Annotated in this window: 27 protein-coding genes; 9 read left to right on the plus strand and 18 right to left on the minus strand. The window is 67.1% G+C overall.

Annotation, left to right across the window (positions count from 1 at the left end):
* The first annotated feature begins 33 nt into the window (after positions 1–33).
* Together E3C22_RS16315 and E3C22_RS16320 are read left to right on the plus strand one after the other, a co-directional pair.
* Positions 34–444 (plus strand): RusA family crossover junction endodeoxyribonuclease, encoded by a 411-nt coding sequence (locus tag E3C22_RS16315; protein WP_134763121.1) that lies wholly within the window; start codon positions 34–36, stop codon positions 442–444.
* Positions 441–1,088: a hypothetical protein gene (locus tag E3C22_RS16320; RefSeq protein WP_134763122.1), complete on the plus strand. Its 648-nt coding sequence runs from the start codon at positions 441–443 to the stop codon at positions 1,086–1,088. Before E3C22_RS16315 ends, E3C22_RS16320 begins: the two co-directional genes overlap by 4 nt.
* 7 nt (positions 1,089–1,095) lie before the next feature.
* Here E3C22_RS16320 and E3C22_RS16325 read toward each other — a convergent pair whose 3' ends face one another.
* Genes E3C22_RS16325 through E3C22_RS16340 form a run of 4 tightly spaced genes read right to left on the minus strand, consistent with a single transcriptional unit; the run spans position 1,096 to position 7,976 of the window.
* Positions 1,096–3,180 carry a hypothetical protein gene (locus E3C22_RS16325; protein ID WP_134763123.1) on the minus strand — a complete coding sequence of 695 codons (2,085 nt, stop codon included), beginning with the start codon at positions 3,178–3,180 and terminating at the stop codon, positions 1,096–1,098.
* Positions 3,177–6,032, minus strand: a complete 2,856-nt coding sequence (locus E3C22_RS16330) for a DUF4159 domain-containing protein (protein ID WP_134763124.1) — start codon at positions 6,030–6,032, stop codon at positions 3,177–3,179. Before E3C22_RS16330 ends, E3C22_RS16325 begins: the two co-directional genes overlap by 4 nt.
* Positions 6,029–6,940, minus strand: coding sequence for a DUF58 domain-containing protein (locus E3C22_RS16335; RefSeq protein ID WP_134763125.1), 912 nt, complete (start codon positions 6,938–6,940; stop codon positions 6,029–6,031). Before E3C22_RS16335 ends, E3C22_RS16330 begins: the two co-directional genes overlap by 4 nt.
* A 28-nt stretch (positions 6,941–6,968) precedes the next feature.
* Positions 6,969–7,976 (minus strand): AAA family ATPase, encoded by a 1,008-nt coding sequence (locus tag E3C22_RS16340; protein WP_134763126.1) that lies wholly within the window; start codon positions 7,974–7,976, stop codon positions 6,969–6,971.
* A 200-nt stretch (positions 7,977–8,176) separates the two neighbouring features.
* Between E3C22_RS16340 and E3C22_RS16345 the strand changes: the two genes are divergently transcribed.
* Genes E3C22_RS16345 through E3C22_RS16355 form a run of 3 tightly spaced genes read left to right on the plus strand, consistent with a single transcriptional unit; the run spans position 8,177 to position 10,673 of the window.
* Positions 8,177–8,770, plus strand: coding sequence for a DUF1285 domain-containing protein (locus E3C22_RS16345; RefSeq protein ID WP_134763127.1), 594 nt, complete (start codon positions 8,177–8,179; stop codon positions 8,768–8,770).
* Positions 8,767–9,420 carry a CoA pyrophosphatase gene (locus E3C22_RS16350; RefSeq protein ID WP_134763128.1) on the plus strand — a complete coding sequence of 218 codons (654 nt, stop codon included), beginning with the start codon at positions 8,767–8,769 and terminating at the stop codon, positions 9,418–9,420. Before E3C22_RS16345 ends, E3C22_RS16350 begins: the two co-directional genes overlap by 4 nt.
* Positions 9,417–10,673 carry a CCA tRNA nucleotidyltransferase gene (locus E3C22_RS16355; RefSeq protein ID WP_134763129.1) on the plus strand — a complete coding sequence of 419 codons (1,257 nt, stop codon included), beginning with the start codon at positions 9,417–9,419 and terminating at the stop codon, positions 10,671–10,673. Before E3C22_RS16350 ends, E3C22_RS16355 begins: the two co-directional genes overlap by 4 nt.
* Before the next feature lie 108 nt (positions 10,674–10,781).
* On the opposite strand, the gene E3C22_RS16360 is transcribed toward E3C22_RS16355, so the two are convergent.
* Both E3C22_RS16360 and hemF read right to left on the minus strand, forming a co-directional pair.
* Entirely contained in the window at positions 10,782–10,976 is a 195-nt protein-coding gene (locus E3C22_RS16360; protein ID WP_134763130.1) for a DUF1059 domain-containing protein, read from the minus strand.
* A 103-nt stretch (positions 10,977–11,079) separates the two neighbouring features.
* Entirely contained in the window at positions 11,080–11,988 is a 909-nt protein-coding gene (gene hemF, locus E3C22_RS16365) for an oxygen-dependent coproporphyrinogen oxidase (protein WP_134763131.1), read from the minus strand.
* A 206-nt stretch (positions 11,989–12,194) separates the two neighbouring features.
* Here hemF and E3C22_RS16370 point away from each other — a divergent pair, with 206 nt between their 5' ends.
* On the plus strand, positions 12,195–12,461 hold the full coding sequence (locus E3C22_RS16370; RefSeq protein WP_134763132.1) for a hypothetical protein: 267 nt from the start codon (positions 12,195–12,197) through the stop codon (positions 12,459–12,461).
* Between the two features lie 304 nt (positions 12,462–12,765).
* Here E3C22_RS16370 and E3C22_RS16375 read toward each other — a convergent pair whose 3' ends face one another.
* From E3C22_RS16375 to E3C22_RS16410, 8 genes are all read right to left on the minus strand, one after another.
* A complete protein-coding gene (locus tag E3C22_RS16375) occupies positions 12,766–13,764 on the minus strand; it encodes an acetamidase/formamidase family protein (protein ID WP_134763133.1) in 999 nt (332 codons plus the stop codon).
* A gap of 48 nt (positions 13,765–13,812) precedes the next feature.
* Positions 13,813–14,535 (minus strand): ABC transporter ATP-binding protein, encoded by a 723-nt coding sequence (locus E3C22_RS16380; RefSeq protein WP_134763134.1) that lies wholly within the window; start codon positions 14,533–14,535, stop codon positions 13,813–13,815.
* On the minus strand, positions 14,528–15,244 hold the full coding sequence (locus tag E3C22_RS16385) for an ABC transporter ATP-binding protein (RefSeq protein ID WP_134763135.1): 717 nt from the start codon (positions 15,242–15,244) through the stop codon (positions 14,528–14,530). The genes E3C22_RS16380 and E3C22_RS16385 overlap by 8 nt, the downstream gene beginning before the upstream one ends.
* Entirely contained in the window at positions 15,244–16,320 is a 1,077-nt protein-coding gene (locus E3C22_RS16390; RefSeq protein ID WP_134763136.1) for an ABC transporter permease subunit, read from the minus strand. The genes E3C22_RS16385 and E3C22_RS16390 overlap by 1 nt, the downstream gene beginning before the upstream one ends.
* Before the next feature lies 1 nt (position 16,321).
* Positions 16,322–17,194, minus strand: a complete 873-nt coding sequence (locus E3C22_RS16395; protein ID WP_134763137.1) for an ABC transporter permease subunit — start codon at positions 17,192–17,194, stop codon at positions 16,322–16,324.
* Positions 17,195–17,342: 148 nt separating this feature from the next.
* On the minus strand, positions 17,343–18,584 hold the full coding sequence (locus tag E3C22_RS16400) for an urea ABC transporter substrate-binding protein (RefSeq protein ID WP_134763138.1): 1,242 nt from the start codon (positions 18,582–18,584) through the stop codon (positions 17,343–17,345).
* Between the two features lie 23 nt (positions 18,585–18,607).
* Entirely contained in the window at positions 18,608–19,264 is a 657-nt protein-coding gene (locus tag E3C22_RS16405) for an ANTAR domain-containing response regulator (protein WP_134763139.1), read from the minus strand.
* On the minus strand, positions 19,264–20,421 hold the full coding sequence (locus tag E3C22_RS16410) for a transporter substrate-binding domain-containing protein (RefSeq protein ID WP_134763140.1): 1,158 nt from the start codon (positions 20,419–20,421) through the stop codon (positions 19,264–19,266). Before E3C22_RS16410 ends, E3C22_RS16405 begins: the two co-directional genes overlap by 1 nt.
* Before the next feature lie 288 nt (positions 20,422–20,709).
* Between E3C22_RS16410 and E3C22_RS16415 the strand changes: the two genes are divergently transcribed.
* Positions 20,710–21,471, plus strand: a complete 762-nt coding sequence (locus E3C22_RS16415) for an SDR family NAD(P)-dependent oxidoreductase (protein ID WP_134763141.1) — start codon at positions 20,710–20,712, stop codon at positions 21,469–21,471.
* Positions 21,472–21,490: 19 nt separating this feature from the next.
* Here E3C22_RS16415 and E3C22_RS16420 read toward each other — a convergent pair whose 3' ends face one another.
* Positions 21,491–21,991, minus strand: a complete 501-nt coding sequence (locus E3C22_RS16420; protein ID WP_134763142.1) for a tRNA (cytidine(34)-2'-O)-methyltransferase — start codon at positions 21,989–21,991, stop codon at positions 21,491–21,493.
* A gap of 435 nt (positions 21,992–22,426) precedes the next feature.
* On the opposite strand from E3C22_RS16420, the gene E3C22_RS16425 reads away from it, so the two are divergent.
* Positions 22,427–23,494, plus strand: coding sequence for a DUF6030 family protein (locus E3C22_RS16425; protein ID WP_134763143.1), 1,068 nt, complete (start codon positions 22,427–22,429; stop codon positions 23,492–23,494).
* Here the strand turns inward: E3C22_RS16425 and E3C22_RS16430 are convergent.
* Positions 23,459–24,496: a hypothetical protein gene (locus tag E3C22_RS16430; protein ID WP_167591803.1), complete on the minus strand. Its 1,038-nt coding sequence runs from the start codon at positions 24,494–24,496 to the stop codon at positions 23,459–23,461. The two genes, E3C22_RS16425 and E3C22_RS16430, sit on opposite strands and share 36 nt — an antisense overlap.
* Positions 24,497–24,763: 267 nt before the next feature.
* On the opposite strand from E3C22_RS16430, the gene E3C22_RS16435 reads away from it, so the two are divergent.
* On the plus strand, positions 24,764–24,982 hold the full coding sequence (locus E3C22_RS16435; protein WP_134763145.1) for a hypothetical protein: 219 nt from the start codon (positions 24,764–24,766) through the stop codon (positions 24,980–24,982).
* 76 nt (positions 24,983–25,058) lie between these two features.
* On the opposite strand, the gene E3C22_RS16440 is transcribed toward E3C22_RS16435, so the two are convergent.
* Together E3C22_RS16440 and E3C22_RS16445 are read right to left on the minus strand one after the other, a co-directional pair.
* Positions 25,059–25,694: a DUF1254 domain-containing protein gene (locus E3C22_RS16440; RefSeq protein WP_134763146.1), complete on the minus strand. Its 636-nt coding sequence runs from the start codon at positions 25,692–25,694 to the stop codon at positions 25,059–25,061.
* Positions 25,687–26,271, minus strand: a complete 585-nt coding sequence (locus E3C22_RS16445) for a DUF1214 domain-containing protein (RefSeq protein ID WP_134763147.1) — start codon at positions 26,269–26,271, stop codon at positions 25,687–25,689. The genes E3C22_RS16440 and E3C22_RS16445 overlap by 8 nt, the downstream gene beginning before the upstream one ends.
* Positions 26,272–26,321 lie beyond the last annotated feature (50 nt).

Below are 26,321 nucleotides of genomic sequence, written 5' to 3' on the forward strand. Positions count from 1 at the left end.
GCAGCTTGTCGTCGTGTCGAGTGGTCCAGACGGTTGTATCCGGAGCTTCCCTTTGAATCGCTGATCCCGGGAATTCCTGTCAGCCATCAGGCAAAAGGCCGAGGAAGCCTTCAGCGATGGAAGGCCCATGTCACGACGAAGATGCGCGAAGACCTGCCGGAAGGAAACTTCGCATTCGAACGACCGCTGGCTGTCAGGCTCTACTTCTTTCCACAGGCGCGGCTGGAGGCCGATATCGACAATTGCGCCAAACCCATCCTCGATGCCATGGGCGGCTGCGTCTATCTCGACGATCGACAGGTCGAGTGCCTGCTGGTGCAGAAGTTCGAGCCGGGTCGCCCGTTGCCCGTCGACGACGTGACGGGCTGTCTGAAGACACCGATGGAAGCGGAAGAACCCGTCATCTATGTTAGGGTCGACGCCGCTCCCGGAGATGAAAGATGACCCTTTCGACGATTACTCCGGAAGAGGCGGCACTCGACGTGCTGGAGCCTCAATTGGTTCGCGACGGCTTCACCGTTCTTCGACAGCCGACGGCGGAGCAACTGCCGAAGTTCCTGACCGGTTACCTGCCAGATGCGGTTGCCTATGGCGCCGGCACGAACCTTGCGATCGAAATCAAGTCACCGAGGCGGAGCAGATCCGAACCTGACGCCGATGCCATCCGCAAGCTGTTCGAGGGTCACCCCGACTGGCAACTTCGCTTCATCTACTACGCGCCCTCCGAGCCGCTCCTGCAGACCGTTTCAGATGCGCGCCTCAAGGACAGGATCGCAGAACTGCGCAAGCTCGCGACCCTGGATCCGCAGGCGGCACTCGTGATGGCCTGGGCCGCCCTGGAAGGAACCCTTCGGGCGATCGAGCCGGGGGCGGGAGAGCTTCGCGGCCCTCGCTCGGTCGCGAGCTTCCTTGCCTCGCAGGGATATGTCGACATCGAGCAAACGCGACGGCTTCTCTCGCTTGCCGACCTGCGCAGCCAGATTGCCCACGGCGAAATCGATCGCGAACCGGCGGTCGCCGATGTCACATTCGTGCTCGATGTCGCGGACGGCCTCCGACAGGAGGCCGGGCTTCGGGACGCCGGCTGAAATCCGGTCAGCGCCCCTCGCGGTACCAAGTCGCCGACAGCACCAGAAGCAGCACCGCGAGGCCGAGGAAGCCGGCAAAGAGCGGCGTGCGGTCGACGCCCCTGAGGATCGTCTCGTCGGTGGTCTTGAGGCCGATCCAGTCGCGGCCGTCGCCATCCGCGCGGCCGCTGATCGGCACGATCCGCGGGATCGAGACATCGCTCGATCCGTCGCGGCCGATGCGCCGGACGCTGCCGCGTGTCGCCTCGGCGATCGGCGAGAGCTTCTCGCCGGTGGAGATCGCCTCGCGATATTCGCGGGGATTGACCGGACCGACGGTGCCGAGGGCGCGCAGATCGCCGTTGGCGGCCTGGAAGAGCCCCATCTCGCCGGTCTTCAGGACGCCCTCCCAGATGCCCGGGCTGACATTCTTCAGAGGCAGGTTCTCCGCCTTGCCGGACGGGGTGATCACCGTCGCCGGGCCGGGATCGTCGCCGATCGTCTGGCGGGTGACGACGAGATCCGAACCGCGCGCCTCGGCGTCGAGCGCCTCCTCGTCGAGCTCGGGTTCCTTCATCAGCCAGTGGGCGACGCGCCGGAACAGCGCGACATGCGGCCCGCCACCCTCGAAGCCTCGCGACCACAGCCACTCCTGATCGGAGAGGAGAAGGGCGATGCGGCCTTCGCCGACACGGTCGAGCACCAGCAGCGGCTTGCCCTCCGGACCGGTCATCACCGTCTCGCCCTTCGGCTCGCCGACGTCGATCGAGCGGAACCACGGGCTCCAGTCCGGCGGCTCGGCATTCGAGCCGGGGAGGTTGCGGGTGACCGGGTGCTTCTTTCCGAGATCGGAGACTTCCGGATAGTAGGCCTTCTCTTCGATCTGACCGGTCGGCTGGGCCGGCAGGATCCACTGCAGCGGCGTGCGGGCGATCGACTCGTTGCCGGAAAATTCCGGCCCGGCGGCGATCAGCATGGCGCCGCCGTTTTCGACATACTGGGCGATGTAGTCGAAATAGAGCGAGGGAAGGACGCCGCGCTCCTGGTAGCGGTCGAAGATGATCAGGTCGAAGTCCTTGATCTTCTCGACGAAGAGCTCGCGGGTCGGAAAGGCGATCAGCGACAGTTCGTCGATCGGCGTGCCGTCCTGCTTCTCCGGCGGGCGCAGGATGGTGAAATGTACGAGATCGACCGTCGCGTCGGATTTTAAAAGATTGCGCCAGGTGCGCTCGCCGGCATGCGGCTCGCCCGAGACGAGGAGCACACGCAGGTTCTCGCGGATACCGTCGACGACGGCGATGGCCTTGTTGTTGACGGCGGTGATCTCGCGGTCGTCGCGGGCGACCGAAAGTTCGATGATGTTCTTGCCGGCGCGGGGGAGGGTGAAGTCGACCGTCTCGTCCTGGCCGGGCGTCGCCTGCTCGCGGGTGACGAGGTCGCCGTTGAGGAAGACCTGCACGGGGACCGGGGAGGTGCCTGCCCCGGCGCCTTCCTCGATGACGCGATAAGTCAGGCGCTGGTTTTCGTCGACGAGCCCGAAGCGGGGCGCGTTCAGCACCTCGATGCGCCGGTCGAACTCGTCGTCCCGGCCGGTGATCAGTCCGTGGACCGGCGCGTCGAAACCGAGCTTCGAGGCTTCCGAGGGGATGTCGTGGATCTGGCCGTCGGTGACCATGATGGCGCCGGCGACCCGGCCGGGCGCGACGTCCTTCAGGGAATCGGAAAGGGCGCCGAAGAGCGCGGTGGTCGCATCGTCCGACGGCGTTCCGGCGGACTTCGCCTCGACGGTGCGCACCTCGAACTCCGGGAAACGCGCAAGGCTCGCCTTCAGCGCCGCTTCGGCCTTGTCGGTCTGGGCGGTGCGGTCGCCGATCGACTGGCTCTGGCTGCGGTCGACGACCAGCGAGACGACGCTCTTCATCGGGTCGCGCTCTTCGCGCAGCATCACCGGATTGGCGAGGGCGAGGATCAGCGCGGCGATCGCCATGATGCGCACGATCGCCCCGGGCGTGCGGGCGACGAGAAGGACAAGCGCCAGGATCGCCGCGGGGATGCCGAGCGCGGCAAGGACAGGCCAGGAGAAGAACGGATCGAAGGCGATGGACCAGGTCATTGGCCGAGCCTTTCGAGGAGGGCCGGGACGTGCACCTGATCTGCCTTGTAGTTGCCGGTGAGGACATACATCACGATGTTGACGCCCGCCCTATAGGCAAATTCCCGCTGCGAGGGATCCGAGGAGTCGGTCGGATAGAGGAACAGCCCCTTGTCGTCGACCGCCCAGGCTCCGGCGAAATCGTTCGAGGTGATCATCAGCGAGGAAACGCCGTCGCCGCCGCGCGCCGGGCGGGCCGTGCCGCTGGCGTCGGGCACCAGCGATTCCACCCACAGGGGCGAGTCCGAATGCAGCCCCGGAAACGAGCTGAGAATATAGAACGCCTTTGTCAGCACGTGATCCGGCGGAACCGGCTCGAGCGGCGGGATGTCGAGATCGCCGAGGATGTCGCGCAGCCGCCGCTGGCCCGGGGAAACACTGCCGGAGAGCGACGAGAGGGCATCGTCGTCGACGTCGAAGATCACCGTCCCGCCCTGCTTCATATAGGCGTCAATGCGGCTGATCGCGTCGCGCGGGGGCATCGGCGCATCGGCGCTGACCGGCCAGTAGATCAGCGGGAAGAAGGAGAGCTCGTCCGAGCCGATGTCGACGCCCATCGGGGCTCCCGGCTCCAGCGCCGTCTTTGCCGCGATGTATTGCGACAGGCCGCGAAGACCGGCGCGCGAGCGGTCGTCAAGGGACGTATCGCCGGTCTCGACATAAGCGAGATGGGTCTCCGAAGTCGCCTCGATCGCCCGGGCGACGTCGAATTTGTCCGATTGCACGATGGTCTCGGCGAAGGCGGCCGCAGGAGCGAGGAAATGTCCCGCGCCTGCAAGACCTGCGAACGCGAAGAGCACGACCGGCACCGCCGTCCCGGCCGAGCGGCCGGCAAGACGACCGCGCAGGCGGCTGAAGCCGCCATTCAGCCAGAGCATGGCGAAGGCATCCAGGGCAAAAAGCACGAGAGCGGCGGCGAAGAGATAAGGCCTGAGATCGAGGCTGTCCTCGCCGGCATAGGGGCGGGCATCGGTGGCGGTACCGAAATCAAGGGTCGGAAGCGGCGCCAGCCGGGACGAGGCGCCGAGGAGGTTGTGCGCGACATAGCCGTCCTCGCTGCCATAAAGACCCGGCGGGTTCTTGAGGTCCACCGGGGCCGGCGGATCGGAAGCGAGTACCAGCGGCTGGACCTCGGGGCCGGGCGCCGTCAGCCGGCCGGTGCCGTCGAGAACCCGGTAGGGCGGCAGGCTCTCCGCCGCGGTGCGCCCGTCCGGCGCTGCGGCATTGGCGCGCGACAGGGAGACGATCCGCCTCAGCATCGAAACGAAGGCGCCCGAGATCGGTAGGTTCGACCAGGTGGCCTCTGCCGTGACGTGGAAGAGGACGATGGTCCCGGCGCCCTGCGTGCGGGCGGTGACGAGGGGCGTGCCGTCGGCAAGGCTTGTCCAGGTGTGGTCGGCAAGGTCCGCCGACGGCTCGGCAAGGATCTGGCGGGACACGGTGACGTCTTCCGGCACCGCGATCCCGGCGAAGGGGGTCGCCTCGTTCATCGGAGCGAGCTTCTGCGGCTCGGACCAGGACATCGCACCGCCCAGCTGCCTTTCGCCGGCGCGAAGCCGCACGGGGACGAGCGTGTCCTCGCCGGTCGTCGCGGCGAGGCGCGGGCCGGCAAAGCGGACGAGATAACCGCCGTTCTCGACGAACTTCTGGAGCGCGGCGCGTGCTTCGTCCGGCACGACGCCGATATCGGCGAGAACCACGACTGAAGGCTTGCGCTCGAGGAGCTCCGGGATCGCCTCGGCGAGATTGGCCGTCGAAGGCCTGACGATGTCGGCGAAGGGTTCGAGCGCCCGCGAGATGTAGTAGAGCGGCGAGAGCAGCGGCTGCGCCTCGTCGGCGGACTCGCCCGAGACCAGCGCGACGCGGCGGCGACGGAAGGAATCGTCGAGCAGCCGGACGGCGCCGGCGGTCGGGACGCCCTCGACCTCGATGCGGGCGATGTCGTTGCGCATTTCGACCGGGATCTGGAAGCGGGCCTCGCCCGTCCCGTCGCTGCCGGAAAAGTCGACCGGCGCCGAGCCTATGGCGCGCGACTGGGCGTCGCGGGCGACGAGCTGGAATGCGCCGACCGGCGTGCCGGTCGGACGCACGGCCGAGACCACCAGCGCCTCGGTGGAATTGTCGGCGTTGGTGAGGCCGATCACGCCATCGAGGGAAGGCTGATAGACGATCGCCTGGCCTGGCGTGAGCGCCGCGAGGGCCTGCGCGGCCGCTTCCGCGTCGGAGGAATCGAGACCATCGGAGAGAAACACCAGCGAGCCGGGCCGCTGGCCGGCGAGGGCTGTCGCGATCCTTTGCGCGGCGGCGAGCCGGTCCGTCGGAACCGGGCGCGGCGTTGCGGCGGCGAGGCGCTCCAGCGCCCTCGCGGCCTCGACGGGCGAGGCATCGTCATTGGCGCCCTCGGCGGAAAAGGCGAGCGATACCGTCCGGCCGGCCTCGCCGGCCTGGCGGATGATCGCCTCGGCGGCGCTGCGGCGCCGGTCGAAATTGCCGCCCGAGGACCAGCCGTTGTCGACCAGGAGCGCTACCGGCCCGGTGCCGGAAATCAGCGTCTCGCGCGGATTGAGGGTGGGGGCGGAAAGCGCGAAGATGACGAGGGCGGCGAGCAGCAGCCGCAGGAGCGTCAGCCACCAGGGGCTCTTCGACGGCGTCTCCTCGCTCCTCAGGACCCGCTGCAGGATACGCAGGGGCGGGAACGCCTCGACCTGCGGGCGCGGCGGCGTCAGCTTCAGGAGCCACCAGATGACCGGCAGGGCCAAAAGGCCGGCAAGGACGAAGGGAGCTCCGAAACTGAGGGCGAGAGAGCCGATCACGGGCGCGGCCCCGCGACCTGGGGAACGCCCGACAGCCGGGAATGCAGGGCCACCAGCGCCTCGGAGGCGAGCCTGTCGGTCCGGTGGAAGAGGAAGCTCCAGCCGAGGCGACGGCAATGATCGGAGAGGATGTCCCGCCGCGCCTTATAGAGTTCGGTGTATTCGTCCCGCAGCGTCTCGGCGCGGCCGGCGGTCAGCCGCCCGCCGCCCTCCGGATCGCGGAATTCGGTGCGGCCGGCATAGGGAAAGGTTTCCTCGGCGGGATCGGCCACCATCACCAGATGGCCGCGAATGCCGCGCCGGCCGATCCGGTCGACGAAAGCGAGGATATCGTCCAGGGGATCGAGGCAGTCGCTGACGATGACGATCTCCGAGAAGCGGCGCAGCCGGTCGTCCGGCGGGAAGTGATGGGCCGGGCGGTCGTTCATCAGCGCCGCGGCGAGGCGCTCGGCGGCATTGCGCGCGGCGATCGGCTCGATGACGCCGGGATAGCCGATCCGCTCGCCGGAGCGCGACAGGAGTTCGGCAAGGGCGAGAACGAGGACCAGGGCGCGGGATTCCTTCGACACCGGCGCGGCACCCGACTGGTAGCGCATCGAGGACGACGGATCGGCCCAGAGCCAGACCGTGTGGGCGGCCTCCCATTCGCGGTCGCGCAGATAGACATGGTCGTCACGGGCGGAGCGGCGCCAGTCGATGCGCGACACCTGCTCGCCCTCGACGAAGGGGCGGAACTGCCAGAAATTCTCGCCGATGCCACGACGTCTGCGGCCATGCCAGCCGGCAATGACCGTCGAGACGATGCGCCGCGCCTCGACCAAGAGGTCGGGCAGCAAGACAGCGCGCTGGCGGGCGCGGACGAGCGCGTCGGAAGCGTTGGTGAGTTCGACCGTCGAGCCGACCGGCATCAGATCCGCCTTCTCGAAGATCGGGCGATCAACCGACGTCTCGCTTCAGCGAGGCGATGACGTCCCGGACACTCATGCCCTCGGCCCTGGCGGCGAAATTGAGCGCCATGCGGTGCTGGAGGATCGGCTCGGCCAGCGCCATGACGTCGTCGATGGACGGCGCCAGGCGTCCCTCATAGAGGGCGCGAGCACGCACGCAGGTCATCAGCGACTGCGAGGCGCGCGGGCCCGGGCCCCAGGCGATGTGGGTGTCGGCCTCCTTGTGGCCGCTGCCGGGCCGGGCCGAACGCACGAGCGTGAGGATCGCGTCGACGACGCTTTCCGGAACCGGCATGCGGCGGACCAGCGTCTGGATCTCGCGCAGCCTTTCGGCGGCGAGCACCGGCTTGGCATGATCCTCGACGCCGCCGGTCTCGAGCAGGATGCGGCGCTCGGAGGCGAGATCGGGATAGTGCACGTCCACCTGCATCAGGAAGCGGTCGAGCTGCGCCTCGGGAAGCGGGTAAGTACCTTCCTGCTCCAGCGGGTTCTGCGTCGCCAGCACGTGGAAGGGCGCCGGCAGGTCGTAGCGCTCGCCGGCGACGGTGACGTGGTACTCCTGCATCGCCTGCAGCAGCGCCGACTGGGTGCGCGGCGAGGCGCGGTTGATCTCGTCGGCCATCAGGAGCTGGGCGAAGACCGGGCCCTTCACATAGCGGAAGGAGCGGCGGCCGGTCTCTTCCTGGTCCATGACCTCGGTGCCGATGATATCGGAGGGCATCAGGTCCGGGGTGAACTGGATGCGGCGGGCGTCGAGGCCCATGGCGACGCCGAGGGTGTCGACAAGCTTGGTCTTGGCAAGGCCGGGCACGCCGACGAGGAGAGCGTGGCCACCGGCGAGGATGGCAATCACCGTCTGCTCGACGACACTCTCCTGACCGAAGATGACGCGGCCGACGGAGGCCTTCACCCGCGCGATGTCGGCAAGGGCGGCTTCGGCGAGGCCGACGATGGCTTCCTCGCTGAGCGTCGATTCCTGCGGGGCGAGTATCGTCATGAGTGGTCGTCTCCAATGCCGGAACCGGGCCGAAGCCGGGCTTTGCCGCTGCGTGCCGCCAAGGCCTCGACGGCGGGCCAAAGAGTCGGGGCAGGTCCGTCAATCAATACGATCGGGAATCCCGGTGGCAAGCGGCGAATGTCCAACTATTTCGTGAGGAAGAAGGCGGGCAAAAATGAGACCGGCCGCAATCCGGACGGATGCAGCGAAGCAAAACGGAACGCATGACGAATCAAGCCTCTAATCAGACAGTCAGCCTCGCTGCGCTGATTTCGCGCGCCGAGCGGGCCGGGCGCGGAGCGCCGCCCGTGGAGCGCTGGAAGCCGGATTTCTGCGGCGATATCGACATGGTGATCAGGGCCGACGGCACCTGGCTCTATCAGGGAACACCGATTCGCCGCGAGGCGCTGAAGCGGCTGTTCTCTTCGGTGCTGCGCAAGGACGAGGACGGGCGGACCTATCTCGTCACGCCTGTGGAAAAGCTCGGCATCATCGTCGATGACGCCCCCTTCGTCGCCGTCGAGATGACCCGGGAAGAAACGGGCGAGGGGCCGACGCTGACCTTCAGGACCGACGTCGGCGACGTCGTCAAGGCAGGCCCTGACCATCCGATGCGGTTCGCCGTCGGCGAAGAGGGCGCGTTCCGGCCCTATCTTCTGGTTCGTGGGCGGCTGGAAGCAGCGCTGACGCGATCGCTCGCCTTCGACCTCGCCGAGTGGCTCGAAGAGGACGAGCGCGGCTTCTTCCTCACCTCGAACGGCGCGCGATTCGACGTGCCGCAGGTGGCGGCGTGACGGAGTTGCAGGCGCGGGCATTGACGGCGGCGGACCTGCGGGCGCGCTTTGCGGCGCTCGGCGACGAAAGCGAGCGTTTCGCCGGAGCCGCGGCGGCGGAATATGGGGACCATCGGCTTAATCCGGATCTCGTCGCGGCGATGAGCCGGGCCGAGTCCCGCAGGGCGGCCGTCCTCGTGCCGGTGGTCGACCGCGGCGAGGACGAGGCGACGGTGATCCTGACGACCCGCACCCGCTCGCTGCGCCAGCATTCGGGCCAGATCGCCCTGCCGGGCGGGGCGATCGACGACACCGACGCCTCGCCGGAGGCAGCGGCAATGCGCGAGGCCATGGAAGAGGTCGCGCTCGATCCCCGCTTCGTCGAGCCGATCGGCCGGCTGCCGCGCTATCTGGCACGGACCGGCTTCCACATCACGCCGGTGGTCGGCGTGGTCGCGCCGGGATTCGTGCTGGAGCCCAATCCCGGCGAAGTCGAGGATGTCTTCGAGGTGCCGCTCGGCTTCCTGATGGATGCAGCCAACCACCGGCAGGAAAGCCGGGTTCTCGACGGCCTGACGCGTCACTATTTCACGATGCCCTTCGGCGAGCGCTTCATCTGGGGCGTCACCGCCGGCATCATCAGGACACTCTACGAACGGTATTACGCATGACGACGATTTCCGCCGACTGGCTGAAGGCCGAACCGCTGCAGGCATTGCTGGCGGCGCTCTCCGCCGATGGGCAAGCGGCGCGGGTGGTCGGCGGCGCGGTGCGCAACACGCTGATGGACCGGCACGTCACCGACATCGACATCGCGACGACGACGCTACCCGAGGAGACGATCCGCCGCGCCGAGGCGATCGGGCTGAAGACGGTTCCGACCGGGATCGAACACGGCACCATCACCGTCATCGCCGACCACCGGCCCTATGAGGTGACGACGCTGAGGCGCGACATCGAGACCGACGGGCGGCATGCGGTGGTGACCTTCGGCCGCGACTGGCAGGCCGATGCGGAGCGGCGCGACTTCACCATCAACGCCCTCTATGCCGACGCTAAGGGCGAGGTGCTCGACCTCGTCGGCGGGATCGCCGACATCGAGCGTGGCAATCTGCGCTTCATCGGCGAGGCCGAACAGCGCATCCTCGAAGACCGGCTGCGGATCCTGCGGTTCTTCCGCTTCTTTGCCTGGTACGGGCGGGGGCGGCCGGACGCCGACGGGCTGCGCGCCGTCACGCGGCTGCGGGACGGGCTGACGCAGCTTTCCGCCGAGCGGGTGTGGAACGAGCTTCGCCGGCTGCTGGTGGCTCCCGATCCGTCCCGGGCGCTTCTGTGGATGCGGCAGACGGGAGCGCTGACGGTCGCGTTGCCTGAGAGCGAGCGCTGGGGCATCGACCATATCCATGCGCTCGTCCAGAGCGAGGCGGCGCGGGGATGGAAGCCCGATCCACTGATCCGGCTGATGGCCATCGTGCCGCCCGATCCGGCGCGCCTCGGCGAGCTTTCCAAGCGACTGAAGCTCGCCAATCACGAGCGCGACAGGCTGCTGGCATTCGGCAACGAGCCGGCGCCGCAACCGGACGAGAGCGAGCGGGCACTGCGGGCGCGGCTTTATTTCGGCAATCGCCAGGCGAGCGAGGACGTGTTGCGACTGGCGCTCGCCAAGGCGCAGGGCAAGATCGGCAGCGATACCGACGCCCTCGAGACGGTCGCCAAGCTCTCGGCCCGGCTCCAGATCGCCGAGGCGTTCTCGGCGCCGGAATTTCCGCTCAGCGGCGAGGAGCTGAAGCAGAAGGGATTTGCGCCGGGGCCCGATCTCGGACGTGAACTCGACAGGCTGAAGCGGATCTGGGCCGAGGGCGGATTTCAGGCGTCTGTGGATGAGTTGCTCGCCAAGGCCGAGGCCGGCGGTACCGGCGCGTAGGGTGCAGGCGCCGGACGAGGCCGATCCGGCTCGCATGTTCCGACAAACGAAAACGGCGGCATCGCCCCGATGCCGCCGTCGATCGACTTCAGATCGTCAGCCAGCCGTTCAGGCCGCGCGTTCGCCGGTCTCGGGCTTCTCGACCATCTTCTCGCGCATCGAGTCCATCATCGAAGGGCTGATATGCTCGATGCCGAGGGCGTTGGCCTGGGCGATGGCCCGGCGAATGACGCCAGCCTTTGTGTCGGCGCGGATGACGCGCCCGCATCCCGGAAACACGGCGCTGCAATCGAGTTCATACATGGTGGTGCCTCCCATTTTGTTTCAGCTTTTTATATGGGGAGAGAACGCCGATTTATATATAAAGGTTCAATGAGATACAGGTTTTTTCAGTCGCGGCGATAGATCAAGGCCATTTAACTATCGGCGGCATGGAAGACAGGATCGACTGGACATTGCCGCCGGTCTTCAGGCCGAAAAGCGTGCCGCGGTCGTAAAGGAGATTGTACTCGACATAGCGGCCGCGACGGACCAACTGCTCTTCGCGGTCCTCCTCGGTGAAGGGCAGCGCGGCGTTCTGCCGGACGATGTGCGGATAGACCACCAGGAAAGCCTTGCCGACGTCGCGGGTGAAGGCGAAATCCTCCTCCCAACCGCCGGCGTCCTCGGCCGAATGCAGCCAGTCGTAGAAGATGCCGCCGACGCCCCGCGGCTCGTCGCGATGCGGCAGGTAGAAATACTCGTCGCACCACTCCTTCAGCTTCTCGTAGTCGGCAACGCGGCGGTGGCGGTCGCAGACGAATTTCAGCGCCCGGTGGAAGGCGACCGCATCGGCGTCGTCCTCCTTGCGGCGGCGGTCAAGGGTCGGCGTCAGATCGGCGCCGCCGCCGAACCACTGGCGGGTGGTGACCACCATGCGGGTGTTCATGTGAACGGCCGGGACGTTCGGATTGCGCAGATGCGCGATCAGCGAGATGCCGGAGGCCCAGAAGGTGGGATCCTCCTCGGCGCCGGGAATCTGCTGGCGGAACTCCGGCGAGAATTCGCCATGCACCGTCGAGACATGGACGCCGACCTTCTCGAACAGCCGGCCGCGCATCATCGACATGACGCCGCCGCCGCCATCAATGTCGCGGAACCACTCGGTCCGCTCGAACCGGCCGGGCTCCGGCGAGACCTCTTCGCCGAACTCGTCCTCCAGCGCCTCGAATGCGGCGCAGATGCGATCGCGCAGCGCCTCGAACCAGGCCCGGGACATCGCCTTCTTGTGTTCGAGATCGTCCGGCAGGCCGGTCGGCAGCTCAGCTCGTTCCATCGTCTTCAGTCTGTTTCCCCCGGGGCGCCTGGCGGCATTTTAACATGCGCCTGAGCTTTTACGGCAGGGGGCGACGCCAATGGTGCGCGTCCCGAACCGCGACCGCCTTCCCATCGAGGCGGCGCGCCCGTCCGATTCGTCATTTCTTCGCGGCGACACTATCTTTTCGGAAGTTCGAGACAAACCCGCTTTTGACCGGAGTCCCCATGTCGTCGCTCGGAAGGCCGCCGCTCGACGGGCTGAAGCGCCAGCTCCTGCGTGCCCGCGATCATCGGTCGCAAGGCGCGGCGGGCGCGGCCGACAATTTCGTGCGCGAAACCTTCACGCTGGAGCGCGGTGCGGCGCGGCTGAAGGCGCGGGAGTGGTTCGAGAAATTCCCCAAGGCCGCCTACTGGACGCAGGTCGAGAGCTGGCGGCAGCTGCCGGACGAGCGCATCGAATTCACCATGCGGCGGCTGCCGACCGCCGACTGAGGCGCACATCGCAGATGGGGCGGGGGGATGATGCCGCTGCCGTTCCAGCCTGGTCGGTGAGACGAGGCGGCTAGTGGAGCGAATTCGACATTTGAGTCCCGGCCAATGTGGGCTTCGCATCAAATGTCGAATTCGAAAGCTCCACTAGAAACAGAGATTTACCTAGTGGTTCTTTGATTCCGACATTTGCCGCGAGCCTGATACAAGATGGACGCAGATGTCGGAATCGAACCACTGGTCGTGGCCGCCCCCGGCGGTTCGAGGCCGGGGGACGGGTCTGTCCGATCGTGGGTGGCGCCGCTCGTCAGGCGGCGATGCCGGAGATCGACTTCAGGATCGAGGCGCCGACGGTGTATTTCGGATCGACCATGTTGCCGAGGCGGATGCGGCCGCACTGGGTGAGCAGCATGTAGGCGTCGATCTCGTCGAAGCCGAAATCGGCGGCCATCCAGCGGATCAGCTCGCGATAGGCGCCTCTCGCCGCGTCCTCCATCGGCCGGGCCGAGCCGATCGTCATGTAGAAGCGCTCGTTTTCGAGCCGCGGCGTCTTGATCGTCCAGCCCTTGATCAGGTCGACCCGCAGGGTGGTCACCGTCGGATGCTCGATGGCGACGCCGCAGAGTTCGCCGTCACCCTGTGCAGCATGGCAGTCACCGACATAGAGATAGGCGCCTTCCGTATTGACCGGCAGGTAGATCACCGCGCCCGGCGCGACGTCCGGCAGGTCCATGTTGCCGCCGTAATAGTCCGGAACCAGCGACGAGATCGCCTCGATCTCGGGCGCCGTGCCGATCGTGCCGATGAAAGGCTCGTAGGGCAGGGCGATCCGGTCGTTCCAGACGGTGCCCTTTTCCTCGGTGATCTCCAGCTTCTTCACCCGCTCCGGGAGTGGCGCGGTCAGCATGGCGGTGTCGCCGGTCGGCACGAGGCCGCCGAATTCCGGCATGATCACCGTCGTGCCGCGGGGCTGCGGTCCGCGTGGCACGACGCTTTCGATATAGACCGCCAGGCAGTCGCCCTTTTCGGCGCCGTTGACGAAGATCGGGCCGTTCTGCGGGTTGAGATAGGGAAAGTTGAGGATCTCGCTCGGCTTGTCGGTCTCGTGCTTGATCGCCCCCTCGAAGGCGTCGTGGGTCTCGGCCGAGACGACGGCGCCGGGATCGACGGTGAGCACCGGCTCGACGAAGGCGCCGTAGACATAGTGATACTTGCCCTGGCTCGCTTCGGTGATGGAATGGCTCGTCAGCGCCTTGCCCTTTGCGACGGCCTTGCGCGCCATGATGGATTGGTCGAACCAGCTCATGGGTCTTTCCTCTCTTCGGTTGAATGGTTTCCGGCCGGCGTCGATTGCCTAGACGGCGAGATAGCGCCGGACCGCATCCCGGTCCTGCAGGACCTCGGCGCCGATCTCCGCGATCACCGCGCCCTTGTCCATGACGTAGCAACGCTCGGTCATCGCCCGGATCATGTCGAGGTTCTGCTCGACGAAGACGACGGTGATGCCGGTTTCGCGGTTGAGCTCCACCATGATGCGGGCGATGTCCTGAACGATGTTCGGCTGGATGCCTTCGGAGGGCTCGTCGAGGAGGATCAGCGAGGGGCCTCCCATGAGCACCCGGCCGATGGCGAGCTGCTGCTGCTGACCGCCGGAGAGCGTGCCGGCGCGCTGGTCGCGGCGCTCCTCCAGGATCGGGAAATAGCCGTAGATCTGTCCGAGCCGCTTCCTGGCGTCGGCCTGCCCCGATCCGTCGATCGACTGGCCGACGAGGAGGTTCTCGACGACGCTCATGCGCGGAAAGACGTCACGCCCCTGCGGCACGTAGCCGATGCCGAGCCGGGCGCGCCGATGGGCGGACAGAGCGCCGATCTCGGCACCTTCGAACAGGACCGAGCCGTTCTGGGGTGGCAGGAGGCCGATCAGGCTCTTCATCAGCGTCGACTTGCCGACGCCGTTGCGGCCGATCACCGCGACGATCTCGCCCTGGCGGACCGACATGTCGACGCCCTGCAGCACCGGCTTGCCGCCGTAGCCGGACCTCAAGGCGATGGTTTCGAGCATCACTTCCTTACGCATGGATCTCGCCCAGATAGATCGCGGCGACGCGCTCGTCGGCGACGATCTCTTCGATCGTCCCCTGCGCGAAGACCTTGCCGAAGTGCAGAACGGTCACCCGCTGGGCGATCTGGCGCACGAAGGCCATGTCGTGCTCGACCGCGAGCACGCTGACGCCGTCGGCATTCAGCGCCTGGACCATCTCGCCGGTGGCGTGGGTCTCGTCGGGGGTCATGCCGGCGGTGGGCTCGTCGAGAAGCAGGAGCCGGGGCTTCAGGGCGATCGCCATGCCGATCTCCAGCCACTGCTTCTGGCCATGGCTGAGCGAGCCGGCAAGCTGCTTCTCGGTGTCTTTCAGCTTGAGGAATTCCAGCAGCCGGTCGATCTCCTCGTCGAGAGAGGCGCCCTGAAGGTGGTGCTGCAGGGCGATCTGCAGGTTCTGGCGCACCCGCAGCGCCTGGAAGATGCCGGGCACCTGGAACTTCACCGAAATGCCGCGGCGGATGCGCTCGTAGGATTTCGTCCGGGTGATGTCCTCGCCATCATAGAGAATCTCGCCGCCGGACGGCGCGTGCTCGCCGAGAACGAGCTTGAAGAAGGTGCTCTTGCCGGCGCCGTTCGGGCCGATCAGGCAGTGGACCTCGCCCTGTTCGAGGGCGAAATCGACATTGTCGGTGACGTGGAGGCCGCCGAACCACTTGTCGAGCTTGCGGGTCTGAAGGATCGCCATCAGCTCCTCTCCCGCGCCAGACGCCGCCTCAGCCCCTTTGAAAACAGCGACCCGACGGTGATGAAGATGCCGCTCGGGGCGGCGAGAATGGTGACGACGAGGAGAAAGCCCATGACGACGAGGGCATACTGGCTGCCGTAGATCGTCAGATACTGGAAGCCGGCAAGGACGAGGAGGGTGCCGAAGAGCGTCGTCGTCAGGTCGCTGCGGCCGCCGACCGCCACCCAGACGACGGGGAGCGCGGCCGCCGACATGCCCATCGAGGAGGGCGTGATGTAGTTGCCCCAGGCGGTGTAGAGGACGCCCGACAGGCCGGCGAGGCCGGAGCCGACGACGAAGGCGCCGAGCTGGTAGCGGCGGATGTCGTAGCCGAGCATCTCCGCCCGCTGCGGGTTCTCGCGGATGGCGACGAGGACGTTGCCGAAGCGCGAGTTCACCAGCATCCGCAGCGCCAGATAGACGATCACCAGGAGCGCCAGGGTGAGATAATAGAGCGTCACGTCGGGATAGAGCACGATGTCGCCGCCGGGCCAGGGGATGGTCAGGGACGGCATGCCGCCCATGCCGTTGAAGCCGTTGAGGCGGGCCGAGCCGATCGCCCATTCGGGGCCGGCGGTCTGCGACATGAACCGTTCCAGCACCAGCGTTACCGACAGTGTGACGATGCCGAGGAAGACGCCGCTGATCCGACCGAAGAACAGGAAATAGCCGAGGACCGCGGCAAACAGCGCCGAGAGCCCGACGGCGGCTATCAACGAGACGAAGGTCAGGCCGTAGGCGTCGCCGATATTGATGGTGAGGACGCCATAGGCATAGCCGGCGACGCCGAAGAACGCCGTCTGGCCGAAGGAGAGGGCGCCGCCATAGCCCCAGATCAGGCTGAGGCCGAGGGCCATGAAGGCCCAGTTGAAGAAGTAGACATTGTTGCCGACGTCGTAGCCATCGGCAAACAGTGGATAGGCGCAGGCAAGCGCCAGGACGACGAGGAAGCCGGACCAGAAGCCCACGCCCTTGCCGAGGGTCTGCGGACCTTCGAGAAGCCCGAGCGTCGAGGTGAGGAGATTGCGCGAAGCCACGTCAGGCCCTTTCCCGCAGGATGAAGCCGGTGAGACCGCGCGGCAGGATGCGGATGACCACGATGACGGCGACGAGGAGGCCGATCTGGCCGGCGAGCTGGCCCTGCCAGGAGGTGAGCCCCGCCTTGACGAAAGCGAGGATCGCGGCGGCCGGGGCCGTGCCGAGGAAGATGTCGGCACCGCCGACGACGACGGTGACGAAGGCTTCGACGACGAAGGCCGAGCCCATGGTCGGCACCAGCGTCATCGTCGGTGCGTAGAGGCCGCCGCACAGGCCCGCCAGCGCGGCGCCGAGGCCGAAGGTCAGGCTGTAGATCAGCGAGGTGTTGACGCCCAGCGCCTCGGCGATGTGCGGGACCTGGATGGTCGCGCGGGCGAGAATGCCGAATCTCGTGCGGGTGAAGATCAGCCAGAGGCCGGCAAGCGTTGCGACGGCGGCGAGCATCAGCACCAGGCGATAGACGGAATAGCCGTAGCCACCGACCGCGAAGCTGCCGAAGGGGGTGCCGGTGCCGGCGATCGACGAGCCGAGGAGGATCAGCGTGCCCTGGGTGGCGATCATCGAGATGCCCCAGGTGACGACGATGGTGTCGAGGGGCCGCGAATAGAGGTGGCGGATGATCGCCCGCTCCAGAAGCATACCGACGAGGCCGGCGACGATGGCCCCGAGGCAGATCGACAGAGGCAGCGGCAGGCCCATGCGGGCGGCGGTAGTCGAGACATAGGCGCCGCAGAGGATGAACTCGCCATGGGCGAGATTGATGACGCCCATCATGCCGAAGATCACCGCGAGCCCGCAGGCCGACAGCACCAGAAAGGCGAAGGCGTCGCCGGTCTGGTAGAGAAAGGAGAAGAGGCCGGACAGAAAGTCCATGGACGGTCCTTCGATGATTGCCGTCGGTGGCCGGGCGGGCGACGCGAAACGAGATGCTCCGCCCGGCGATTGCATCAGGCTCGGGCCGGTGCACCCGAAGCCGATCGGCAAGAGGAGGCGGCAGGCGAGGAGCCGCCGCCGTGGTCGATCACTTCGACGCGGCCTTCGGATTGTCGGAAGGCGTGTACTGGGCTTCCGGATTTTCCTTGGTCAGGTCGCAGCCGACATCGCCGAGCCAGTAGGGCTTGATGTCGTCCCAGACCTTCGGGAAGCTGATCGAGTGATCCTCGTTCACCTTCGCCAGATAGATCGTGTGCGACATGTGCTGGCTCTTGGGGTCGATGCAGACGTGACCCTCCGGGGCGTCCATGCAGACGTCGCCCTCGGCGATGACCTTGCGGATCGCGTCGTGGTCGGTGGAGCCGGCGCGTTCGACCATCTGCTTGTAGAGATAGACGGCGATGTAGGAGTTCTCGGCTTCCTGATTGATGTAGGGCTCGTCCGGGAACTTCTTGTGCCACTTCTCGACGAAGGCCTTGCTCGCCGGGTTGTCGACTTCCTCGATCCAGTTGGTCGTCACATACATGTTGGCGAGGGAGGGCGGCGTGAAGCGCTTGTGCTCGTAGCCCTGGCCGACATTGACCGAAGAGGCCATCGGCAGATCGACATTGGCCGAGGCGGCCTGCTCGTAATAGGAGGCCTGGGCCGTGCCGACGAGCAGCGTCACCAGGAAGTCCGGCTTGGCCTTCTGGATGTTCTGGATGGTCTGGGAGAACTGCGAGACGCCGAGCGGGATGAACTCCTCGCCGGCCATGGTGCCGCCGTTCTCCTTGACGATGTCGCGCACCCATTCGGCGGAGATCTGGCCGAAATTGTAGTCGGCGGCGATGGTGTAGACGTTCTTGCCGAACTTCTCCATCATGTAGGGAATGAGGGTCGAGAACTGCTGTTCGGGGACGGCGCCGGTGACGATCATGTTGGCGTCGCAGACGCCGCCCTCATACTGGTTGTTGTAGAAGGCGAGGCCCTTGAACTGATCGACGATCGGCCGGTACGCCTCGCGCGAGGCGGAGGAGAAGCCGGCGAAGACGACGTCGACCTTGTCGCGCTGCAGGACGCGGCGCATGAATTCTTGATAGCGCCGGTTGTCGGACTGGGTGTCGTAAGTGACGAGCTGGATCGGCCGGCCGGCGATGCCGCCTTCGGCGTTGATCTCCTCGGTCGCCAGTTCGATGCCGTGAACCTTGCCGATGGTGGCGAGGGCGAAATCGCCGGACTGATCCTCGAGGACGCCGAGCTTGATCGGCTCGCCATCCTGCGCGAAGGCTGCCGTCGAGAGGGCAAAAAGCGTCGCCAGCGCCGCCAGGGCGCCTGAAGCTCTGATCTGCATGGTCTTCTCCGTGTCGGGGGAAATTATTCCGCGGACCTCAGCCGGACCGCCGGCTCCGGTTCGCGATCGTCTCTCGCCGCACTTCGTTGGACGACGAATTGGCAGTAGCTTTCGATGCTGACCCGCGCGTGCATGCTCTGATTGCGCAGGAAGGCGAAGGCTGCGTCATCGTCGCAGCCGCGCTCGCCCATGACCTTCAGCACCGCCTTGATGACGTAGCGGCGCTGGCGCCTTCGCTGCTCATGGGCTTCGAGGGCGCTCGCGAGGCCGACCTTGCGGGCATGCTCGTTGACCGCGAGATAGAGCGCCGAATAGACCGAGCCGGCGTGGATGGGCTTTGCCAGGAAGGCCGTCGCGCCGAGCTGCATCAGCGTCTTCAGCCGGCTCGGCGCCTCGACGCCGACAAGGCCGACGACGGGAACGAGCGGGGACTGCTCGTCCGGCCGGATGCGGGGGATGAGCGGCATGCGCGCGAGGTCGCCGTCGACGAGGACGATGTCGAGCGCGGTGTCGAGATCGGCGGCGCCGAGCTCCAACGGCGCCTCGGCCGTCGAGCGCTGGCAGAGGGTGAGGCCGAGGCGAGAGAGGATCGGCGACAGCACGGCGCCGAGCCTTTGGTCATCGCTGACCAGCAGCGCGCGGCGGCGGGAGAAGTTCTGGACGTATCGCGGCGCGGCCATCAGACCACCCTCAGCTTCGGACGGCGGGAAACGGTCTCAAGCAGCGGCGCCTCCCGGACGAGATAAGGATCCGGGCGAACCGGGCAGGCGGCCTCGACGAGGATGTCGAACTGGTAGTCGCGGCGCGAGCGGCCGATGCGCGGCGTCAGGAAGCTGTGCATCGTCTCCGGATCGATGGTCACTCGCCCCTGCGGGGCATCGACGGACTGGCCGCGGGTGGCGGCAAGGACGGCGCGCCGCTCGTCGGTGCCGGCGCCGGCGAGGCCGAGAGCGAGGAAGCGGACGGCGAGATAGGCCGATTCCGCCTCGGCCGAGACAGCCGGCCCTTCCGGGAACATCGCATCGTAGGTCTCGACGAAGCGACGGTTCGCCGGCTTGTCGATGGTGGCGAAATAGACCGAGGAGCTGAGATGGCCGTCGACCGCCTCCGGGCCGATCTCGTGAAGCTCCGGCTCGGAAAGATTGCAGCTGGCGATCGGAAACCGCGTCGGCTGGTGGATGCCCCGGGCGTTGCAGGCGGCGCGGAACTGCCGGAAGAACGCATAGGCGGACTGGCCGATCAGGGCATTGAAGACGAAGTCCGGCGCTGCCTCGAAGATCGCCTCGATGATGGCCGAAAAATCGGTGTCGCCGACGGCGAAATAGCGCTCCGACAGCACCTGCCCGCCGCGCTGGGTGAGGTCCTCGCGCAGCACCCGGCTGCTCTCCCAGCCCCAGATGTAGTTCGAGCCGATGCAGAAGGCCCGCTTGCCGTGGTTGAGGACGAGATGGTCGATCAGCGGCGCCATGTGATGGTTGGGCGCCGTGCCGGTGTAGACGACGTTGGCCGAACTCTCGAAGCCCTCGTAGTGGGTCGGGTACCAGAGCACCGCGTCGCGCTTTTCGAAGAGCGGGATGACCTCCTTGCGGCTCGACGAGGTGTAGCAGCCGACGACCTGACGGATGCCGCGATCGAGCATCGCCTGTGCCGCGGGCGCATAGGCGTAGAGCTGGCTCGCCGGATCGGCGATCACCGGATCGAGGGCGATCGTCGCCGCGGGATCGGCGTTGACTTCCCGGCAGGCCATCAGCGCGCCGTGCAGCATGGTCCGCCCGACGGTGCCGTAGGAGCCGCTCGTCGAGAACAGGATGCCGATCGGGAAGCGGGGTTTCACCAAGCCAGTTCCTCAACGCAAATAGCCCGTCAGCACGGTGGGGTGCTGTCCGGGCGGCACTGCCGAAAGATGCGGGAAAACGTCACATTGGGCGCAATCTGAGCAACGCTGCTCTGCGCACAGGAAATAGGCTGACGGGTTTCCCGCAGCTTGTCAAGCGGCCGTCATTTGCCGATTCGAATTCCGCAAAACCCGCTTGCCAGACGCCGGGAAAGCTGTCCCGCTATACGCGTGTGGGCGTGCGACGAGCCGCCCGTTTCGCCGAGGCGCAACGACAGGAAAGGGCGTGACATGGACCTCAAGTTGCAGGGAAAGAAGGCCGTCGTCACCGGCGGCACCAAGGGCATCGGGCTGGCGATCGTCCAGGCGCTCGTTGCCGAAGGAGCCGCCGTGGCGTTCTGCGCCCGCAGCAAGGACGGTGTCGAGGCAGCAGTCGCCGGGCTGAAGGCTCAGGGAGCCACGGCCTATGGCGAGGCGGTCGACGTTTCCGACAAGGCGGCGCTCGCCGGTTTCGTCGAGAATGCCGCCAAGGCCCTCGGCGGGATCGACATCGTGGTCGCCAATGTCAGCGCGCTCGCGGTCGGCGGCGACGAGGAGAGCTGGAAGGCCGGCTTCCAGACCGACATGATGGGCACCGTGCGGCTCGTCGACGCTGCGATGCCCTACCTCGAAAAAAGTGGGGCGGCGTCCATCATCACCATTTCGAGCGTCTCGGGCCGCGAGATCGACTTTGCCGCAGGACCCTATGGGGCGTTCAAGGCGGCGATCATCCACTACACGCAGGGGTTGGCCTATCAACTTGCCGGCAAGAACATCCGCGCCAATAGCGTCTCGCCCGGCAACACCTATTTCGAAGGCGGGGTGTGGAACCAGATCGAGACCGGCAATCCCGACCTCTACAAGGATTCGCTGGCGCTCAATCCGACCGGCCGCATGGCGACGCCGCAGGAGATCGCCAATGGCGCGGTGTTCCTCGCGAGCCCTGCCGCGAGCTTCATCACCGGGACCAACCTCGTCATCGACGGGGCGCTGACCCGCGGCGTGCAGTTCTGAGTGGCATCGCCGCGGCGGCTCAGGGCGTGGGGGCGGCCCGTAGTTGCCGCAGCGCCTCCGCTGCGACGATGCCGGCGGCGACGGCGAGATTGAGCGATCTCGCGCCCTCGACCATCGGGATTTTCAGCCTTGCATCGGCGAGCGCGTGGACCTGTTCCCGCACGCCGGCGCTCTCGCGGCCGAACAGCAGACGGTCCGAGGGGCGGAAGGTGAAATCCGTATAGGCGGTCTCGGCCCGCGTGGTGAGCAGCACGATGCGCCCCGGGCGATCCTGTCGATCGGACAGGAAGGCGCTGAAATCCGCGTGGCGGCGGAGCGATGCCATGGCGAGATAGTCCATGCCGGCACGCTTCAGCGCGCGGTCGGAGGCGTCGAAGCCGGCGGGCTCGACGAGCTCCACCGTGATGCCGAGGCAGGCGGCGAGCCTGAGGACGGTGCCGGTGTTGCCGGCGATGTCCGGCTGATAGAGGACGATCGACGGCCGGCTCGCGGCTGATGCCCTTTCCCCTTCGAATTTCATGGATTTTGCCATAATCTGCCGTCAGAGCATACGACACGGTTGCGGACAGACGAACGATCATCCGACATGCCCTTCGCGGCTTTTTTCGGCAAGGCAGGATTTGATCCGGCGCGCGCAAAGCGGGCGCTGGCGACAGCTTGGCAGGTCGTCGTCGCTAGGGCGGCTCGGCCTGCTGCCGGCGCCGTCACCGGCCTGGCCGGCCGGGCTGCGGGAAGAGCCAGAACGCTGCGGCAGAGGCTGACCGCCGTGTCGGCGCACCGGCGGGCCGGCCAAGCGCCACGACGTGGCGGGAGCGAGGGTGCTCGGCCTCGCCGGCTGACGAAGGTCCTGATCGCTGCTCGCGGGCAGGTCTCGCGTGGTGCCGCCAGTGCCCGAACGGCTGGCGCCGTGACCGCTGTCGCCATCCGAGCCAGGCTCGCTGCGGCGAGGCGATGGGTGCCCCGTCCGAGAGGGCGCCCGCGCTTCGATGTTGCCAGATGGTTCAAGCGATCGTCGCGGGCGCCTCAGCTTGCCGGGCCCGCCTGGGAGGCCCCCGAAGCAGCGGCGCGCAAAGCTTCGACCGGCAAGGGACAAGGGTCCGGCTTTGCCGGGGCGCTGGGGCTCGCCACACGGCTCGGCCTCGTCGCTTTGTTCGTCGGCGGCGGGCTGGTCGCGATCTTCCTCAACACCGATGCCGGCGAAACGCTCGGCGAGCGGCTGAAGCGGGCGGCGGAGACCGGCGCCGTCTTCGGCGAGCCTTTTGCGGAGCGCTTTGGCAACGCGGCGCCAGCCGCAGATGAGGGCCAAGGCGGGGCAGGCGAGATCGGCAACAAGACACCGGCAGTGGCGCCGATCGCCTCGTCGCGGCTGCTGACACCGCCTTCGCCGGCGACGGCCGAGGATTTCGTGCGGCTGGCGATGGTCAGTCCGAAGCGGCTCTGCAAGGCGATCGACCCCGGCGAGGACTTCATGGCCTGGCGCCAGAGCACGCTCCTTCAGGGCCAGTGGGAATGCTTTGCGACGGCGACAGCGGCCGGCGAGCGGGTGGAGCGCCAGCCCGACCTCGAGGACGGTGCCGTCACCGAGGAGGACCCGGATGCGGTCGTCGAGCCGGCACTGCCGGACGCGCCGCAGCTCTTCGTGATGGCACGGGGTCTCGATCGCGACGCACTGACGACGGTGCGGATCAAGCTGGTCGCCAATGGCGAGGCGAAGGCGAAACGGGGCGGCAAGCGGCTCGCCGAGCTGACCGCTGCGCTGTTTTCGGCGCTGCAATGGAGCCCGCCGGCGGGCCTCCTCGACAAGCTTCAGGCACTTCAGGATTTCGACATCGTCCAGGCCGGGACGCGGCTTCGCTTCAAGCGCGAACTCAGCGACGGCTGGCAGTACAATCTGATCGTGATGTTCCCGAACTACCGGAAATATCGCGAGGCCTCGAGCTTCCGCGAGCCGGAGGCGGCGCGGCCGGAGCCGACGAATCCCGGCCCGTCAGAGGCGGCCGCCACCGCTGTCGGCGAGCCGTGACGGAGCATTGCGGCGCCGCCCGAAGGTGACCTGCCGGGCCGGGCTCTCGGACCGGTAGCCGGCGCCCTCGGCGTGCAGCGGGCGATGCTGCGGCCTTCCAAGGGGCTGGTTCGCAACGGCTCGGGGCGCCGGCTCGATGCCGAGGAGAGACCGGCACTCATCCGGTGACGCCGCATCGAAAAAACCGGTCAGCCTGTCGAAAACCGTGACGTCTCGGCCAGCGGTTTCGTGGACCATCAGGACCACGGTCATTGCATCGGCGCGGGAATGGCCGAGCAGCTTGAGCGCGGCGACGAGAGGGCGCCCATCAGCCTCGGCCGACAGCCCTGCCGCAATGTCGGGGGCAAGGCCGAGTGCTGCCGCGATGATGTCGAGGGCGCGGACCGGCCGACCCCGGCGCGCTTCCTGCAGCGCCGCCGCGGCGGGCGAGGCAGGGGCGGCGTCCGTGACGGGCGGAATCACCGCTTCGGCAATCCGGGAGGGTGCGCGGCGGGAGCCGGGGCGGGCGAGGGCGCGGAGGGCGTCGCGGGCAGCCGCTGCACTCTTGATCGGCGGTTCCGACGGGCCGCCCTCGGCACGGCGCGCGGGCCGAAAGTGCTGCGGCGCTTCGTCGCGCTGCGGATGCTGCTGAAGCTCGGCGGCGGTGTCCTGCGGGGCCTGTTCCTCGCGCGCTGCGAGGCGGACGGCATCCTCACGCGTGATGCAGGGGCTGGAAAACAGGAAGGGGGCGGAAATCTCGGTGGAGGACGAAAGGAGAAGCTCGACCAGCGGGCGCGGCACATGCGGCGTGGTGGACAAGGAGAGGGCGAGCTGGCGCTTCGCTTCGAGGGAAAGCCGCGACCACATCGACGCGACAAGCCGGGAAAAATCAGCGGAATGAGCTGCGGACGGCCGGGATATCCGGAGAAAATCCGCGACGGCCGCCTCGACGATGGTGTCGAAGGCATTCTGCCCGTTGCGGGTCTCGAGGGATCGGAAGATGCGCGGCATCCGGTCGGCCATGGGCTCCGCTGACATTGTTTCGACGCTTGCCGTGGCGCGGCCCAAACCGGTCGCCGATCCTGCCGGACCGCCGCCGTCTGATGACGGTAACCTGGATGTACCGAGCGTGACCGCTGTGTCACGAAAGGACGATTTCGAAGACTTTGGATAGGTTTACGCAAGATTTCTTAGCAAGCTGTTAACCCTCGGACAGTGTTCTCTGAGCATGTTGGATCCGCAGCCGGTTTCGACGCCGGACGGCTTTGAGAGAGGGGGAAGTGTGTCAAAATGGGAACGGTGGTGGGTTTCGATCCGCGGCGACGACGGGTCGGTTCTTGGCGGCGGCAGGACGCCTTCGCTGAGGTCGCAGATAATGTCGTGATCCTGCCCTGCGTGCGCTACGAGCGCAGCGAAACGCGCATGGAAACGACGGGCGAGACGGTAGCGCGGACTGCGAAACCGCTCGGCCGGGCCGGTCGTATCGAGGGCGACAAGGCCGTCGGCTGAGGCCCAAGGTTCGCGGCTGGTGGCCATGGGCCGCTGGTCGAAGCAGGCGCTCCGTCGGACCCTGAGCCCGGGGAAGTCAGCCGCCCTGGCGGCTCGCCCCGCCCGCGATCGAATTGGTCGACACGGCGTCATCCACCGGCGAGGGCTGGCATTTCATCGAGGAGACGAAGGCGTCGACATTCGGCCGCTTGCTCTCCTCGTCGACCAGAACGCGGATGGTCATGTAGCCCTCGGTCATCTCGACCTCGACCGGGATCTGGGTTTCTGGCGCATCCTCGGCAGCGGACTTATCGACCAGCTGGTCGTGGGTTCCGACGAGAAGGTCGAAGGCGTTGGCGACGGCCGAGCGGTCGTTGATGCTGTACAGATTGTCGCCGCGACGATTGTAGATCGATGCCGACCAGAAGGCCGGATCGTTCTGTGTCGCATGGATGCGCACCGGGCCTTCGGTGAGCGAGAAGCGGCATCCGGCGGTGACGAAAGCGGGATCGACGAAGGCAAATTCGCCGGCCGCCGCATCGGCCGAGGCGAGCACCGAATCCGGCGTGCTGTCGAGCGCCTCGACCCGCACCAGTTCGGTCGGCTTGCCGAGATCCGCAAGCCGGCTCCAGCCGTTGCGCCGCGCGACGTCCGGCATGGCGAAGATGACGGCGATATGGACGAGGCCGGCCCCGACGACGCCGATCATCAGGGCGAGAAAGAGCCTAGCCATTGTCGCAGGACTCCCGCCGGACGGTCGGAAGGGAGAGGCTCGAGGCGCCGCTCGCAGCGCTCGCCGGCGTATCGTAGAGCGACAGGACGAGGGTCATGCGGCCGCTACCGGAGGTCGCCAGCCAGTTGCCGGATCTCGCCCGCGAACCGACGGTGATCTCGAAGGAATTGTCGTCCTGGCGCATGAGATTGTTGGAGGTCAGCCAGCCGGGCCGGCCGGCGCTCGGCCGCAGAAGCTGGCCTTCGGGGAGATAGGCGGCAAGGGTGAAGATGCGGGCCGGCGGCGTGGTACCCTCGATCACATAGGTGCATTCGCGGCGCAGCGGCCGGCCGGCACCGTCGCTGTCGCTGCGGAACTGGATGCCTTCGCCGATGCCGAGAGTGAGGTTGCCGAGCATCGCCAGCCGCGCCTTGGAATAGGGATCGGCGTCGGGTGCGCCGGCAAAGGGCGTCGCCTGCCATTGCCCGACGACGACGGTGCCGATCTCCGAGGAGTGCTCGACCGCCCATCTGGCAGACCAGCCACCGAGATAAAGGGCGATGCCGACCGCAATCATAACGAGAACTGTGAAACGCATCGGTCGGGCTTCAACCGGCTGTGGATGCGGCGTGGAACGGGATGCGTTCG

It is taken from the genome of Jiella endophytica (genome assembly GCF_004519335.1).
Classification (GTDB): Bacteria; Pseudomonadota; Alphaproteobacteria; order Rhizobiales; family Rhizobiaceae; genus Jiella; species Jiella endophytica.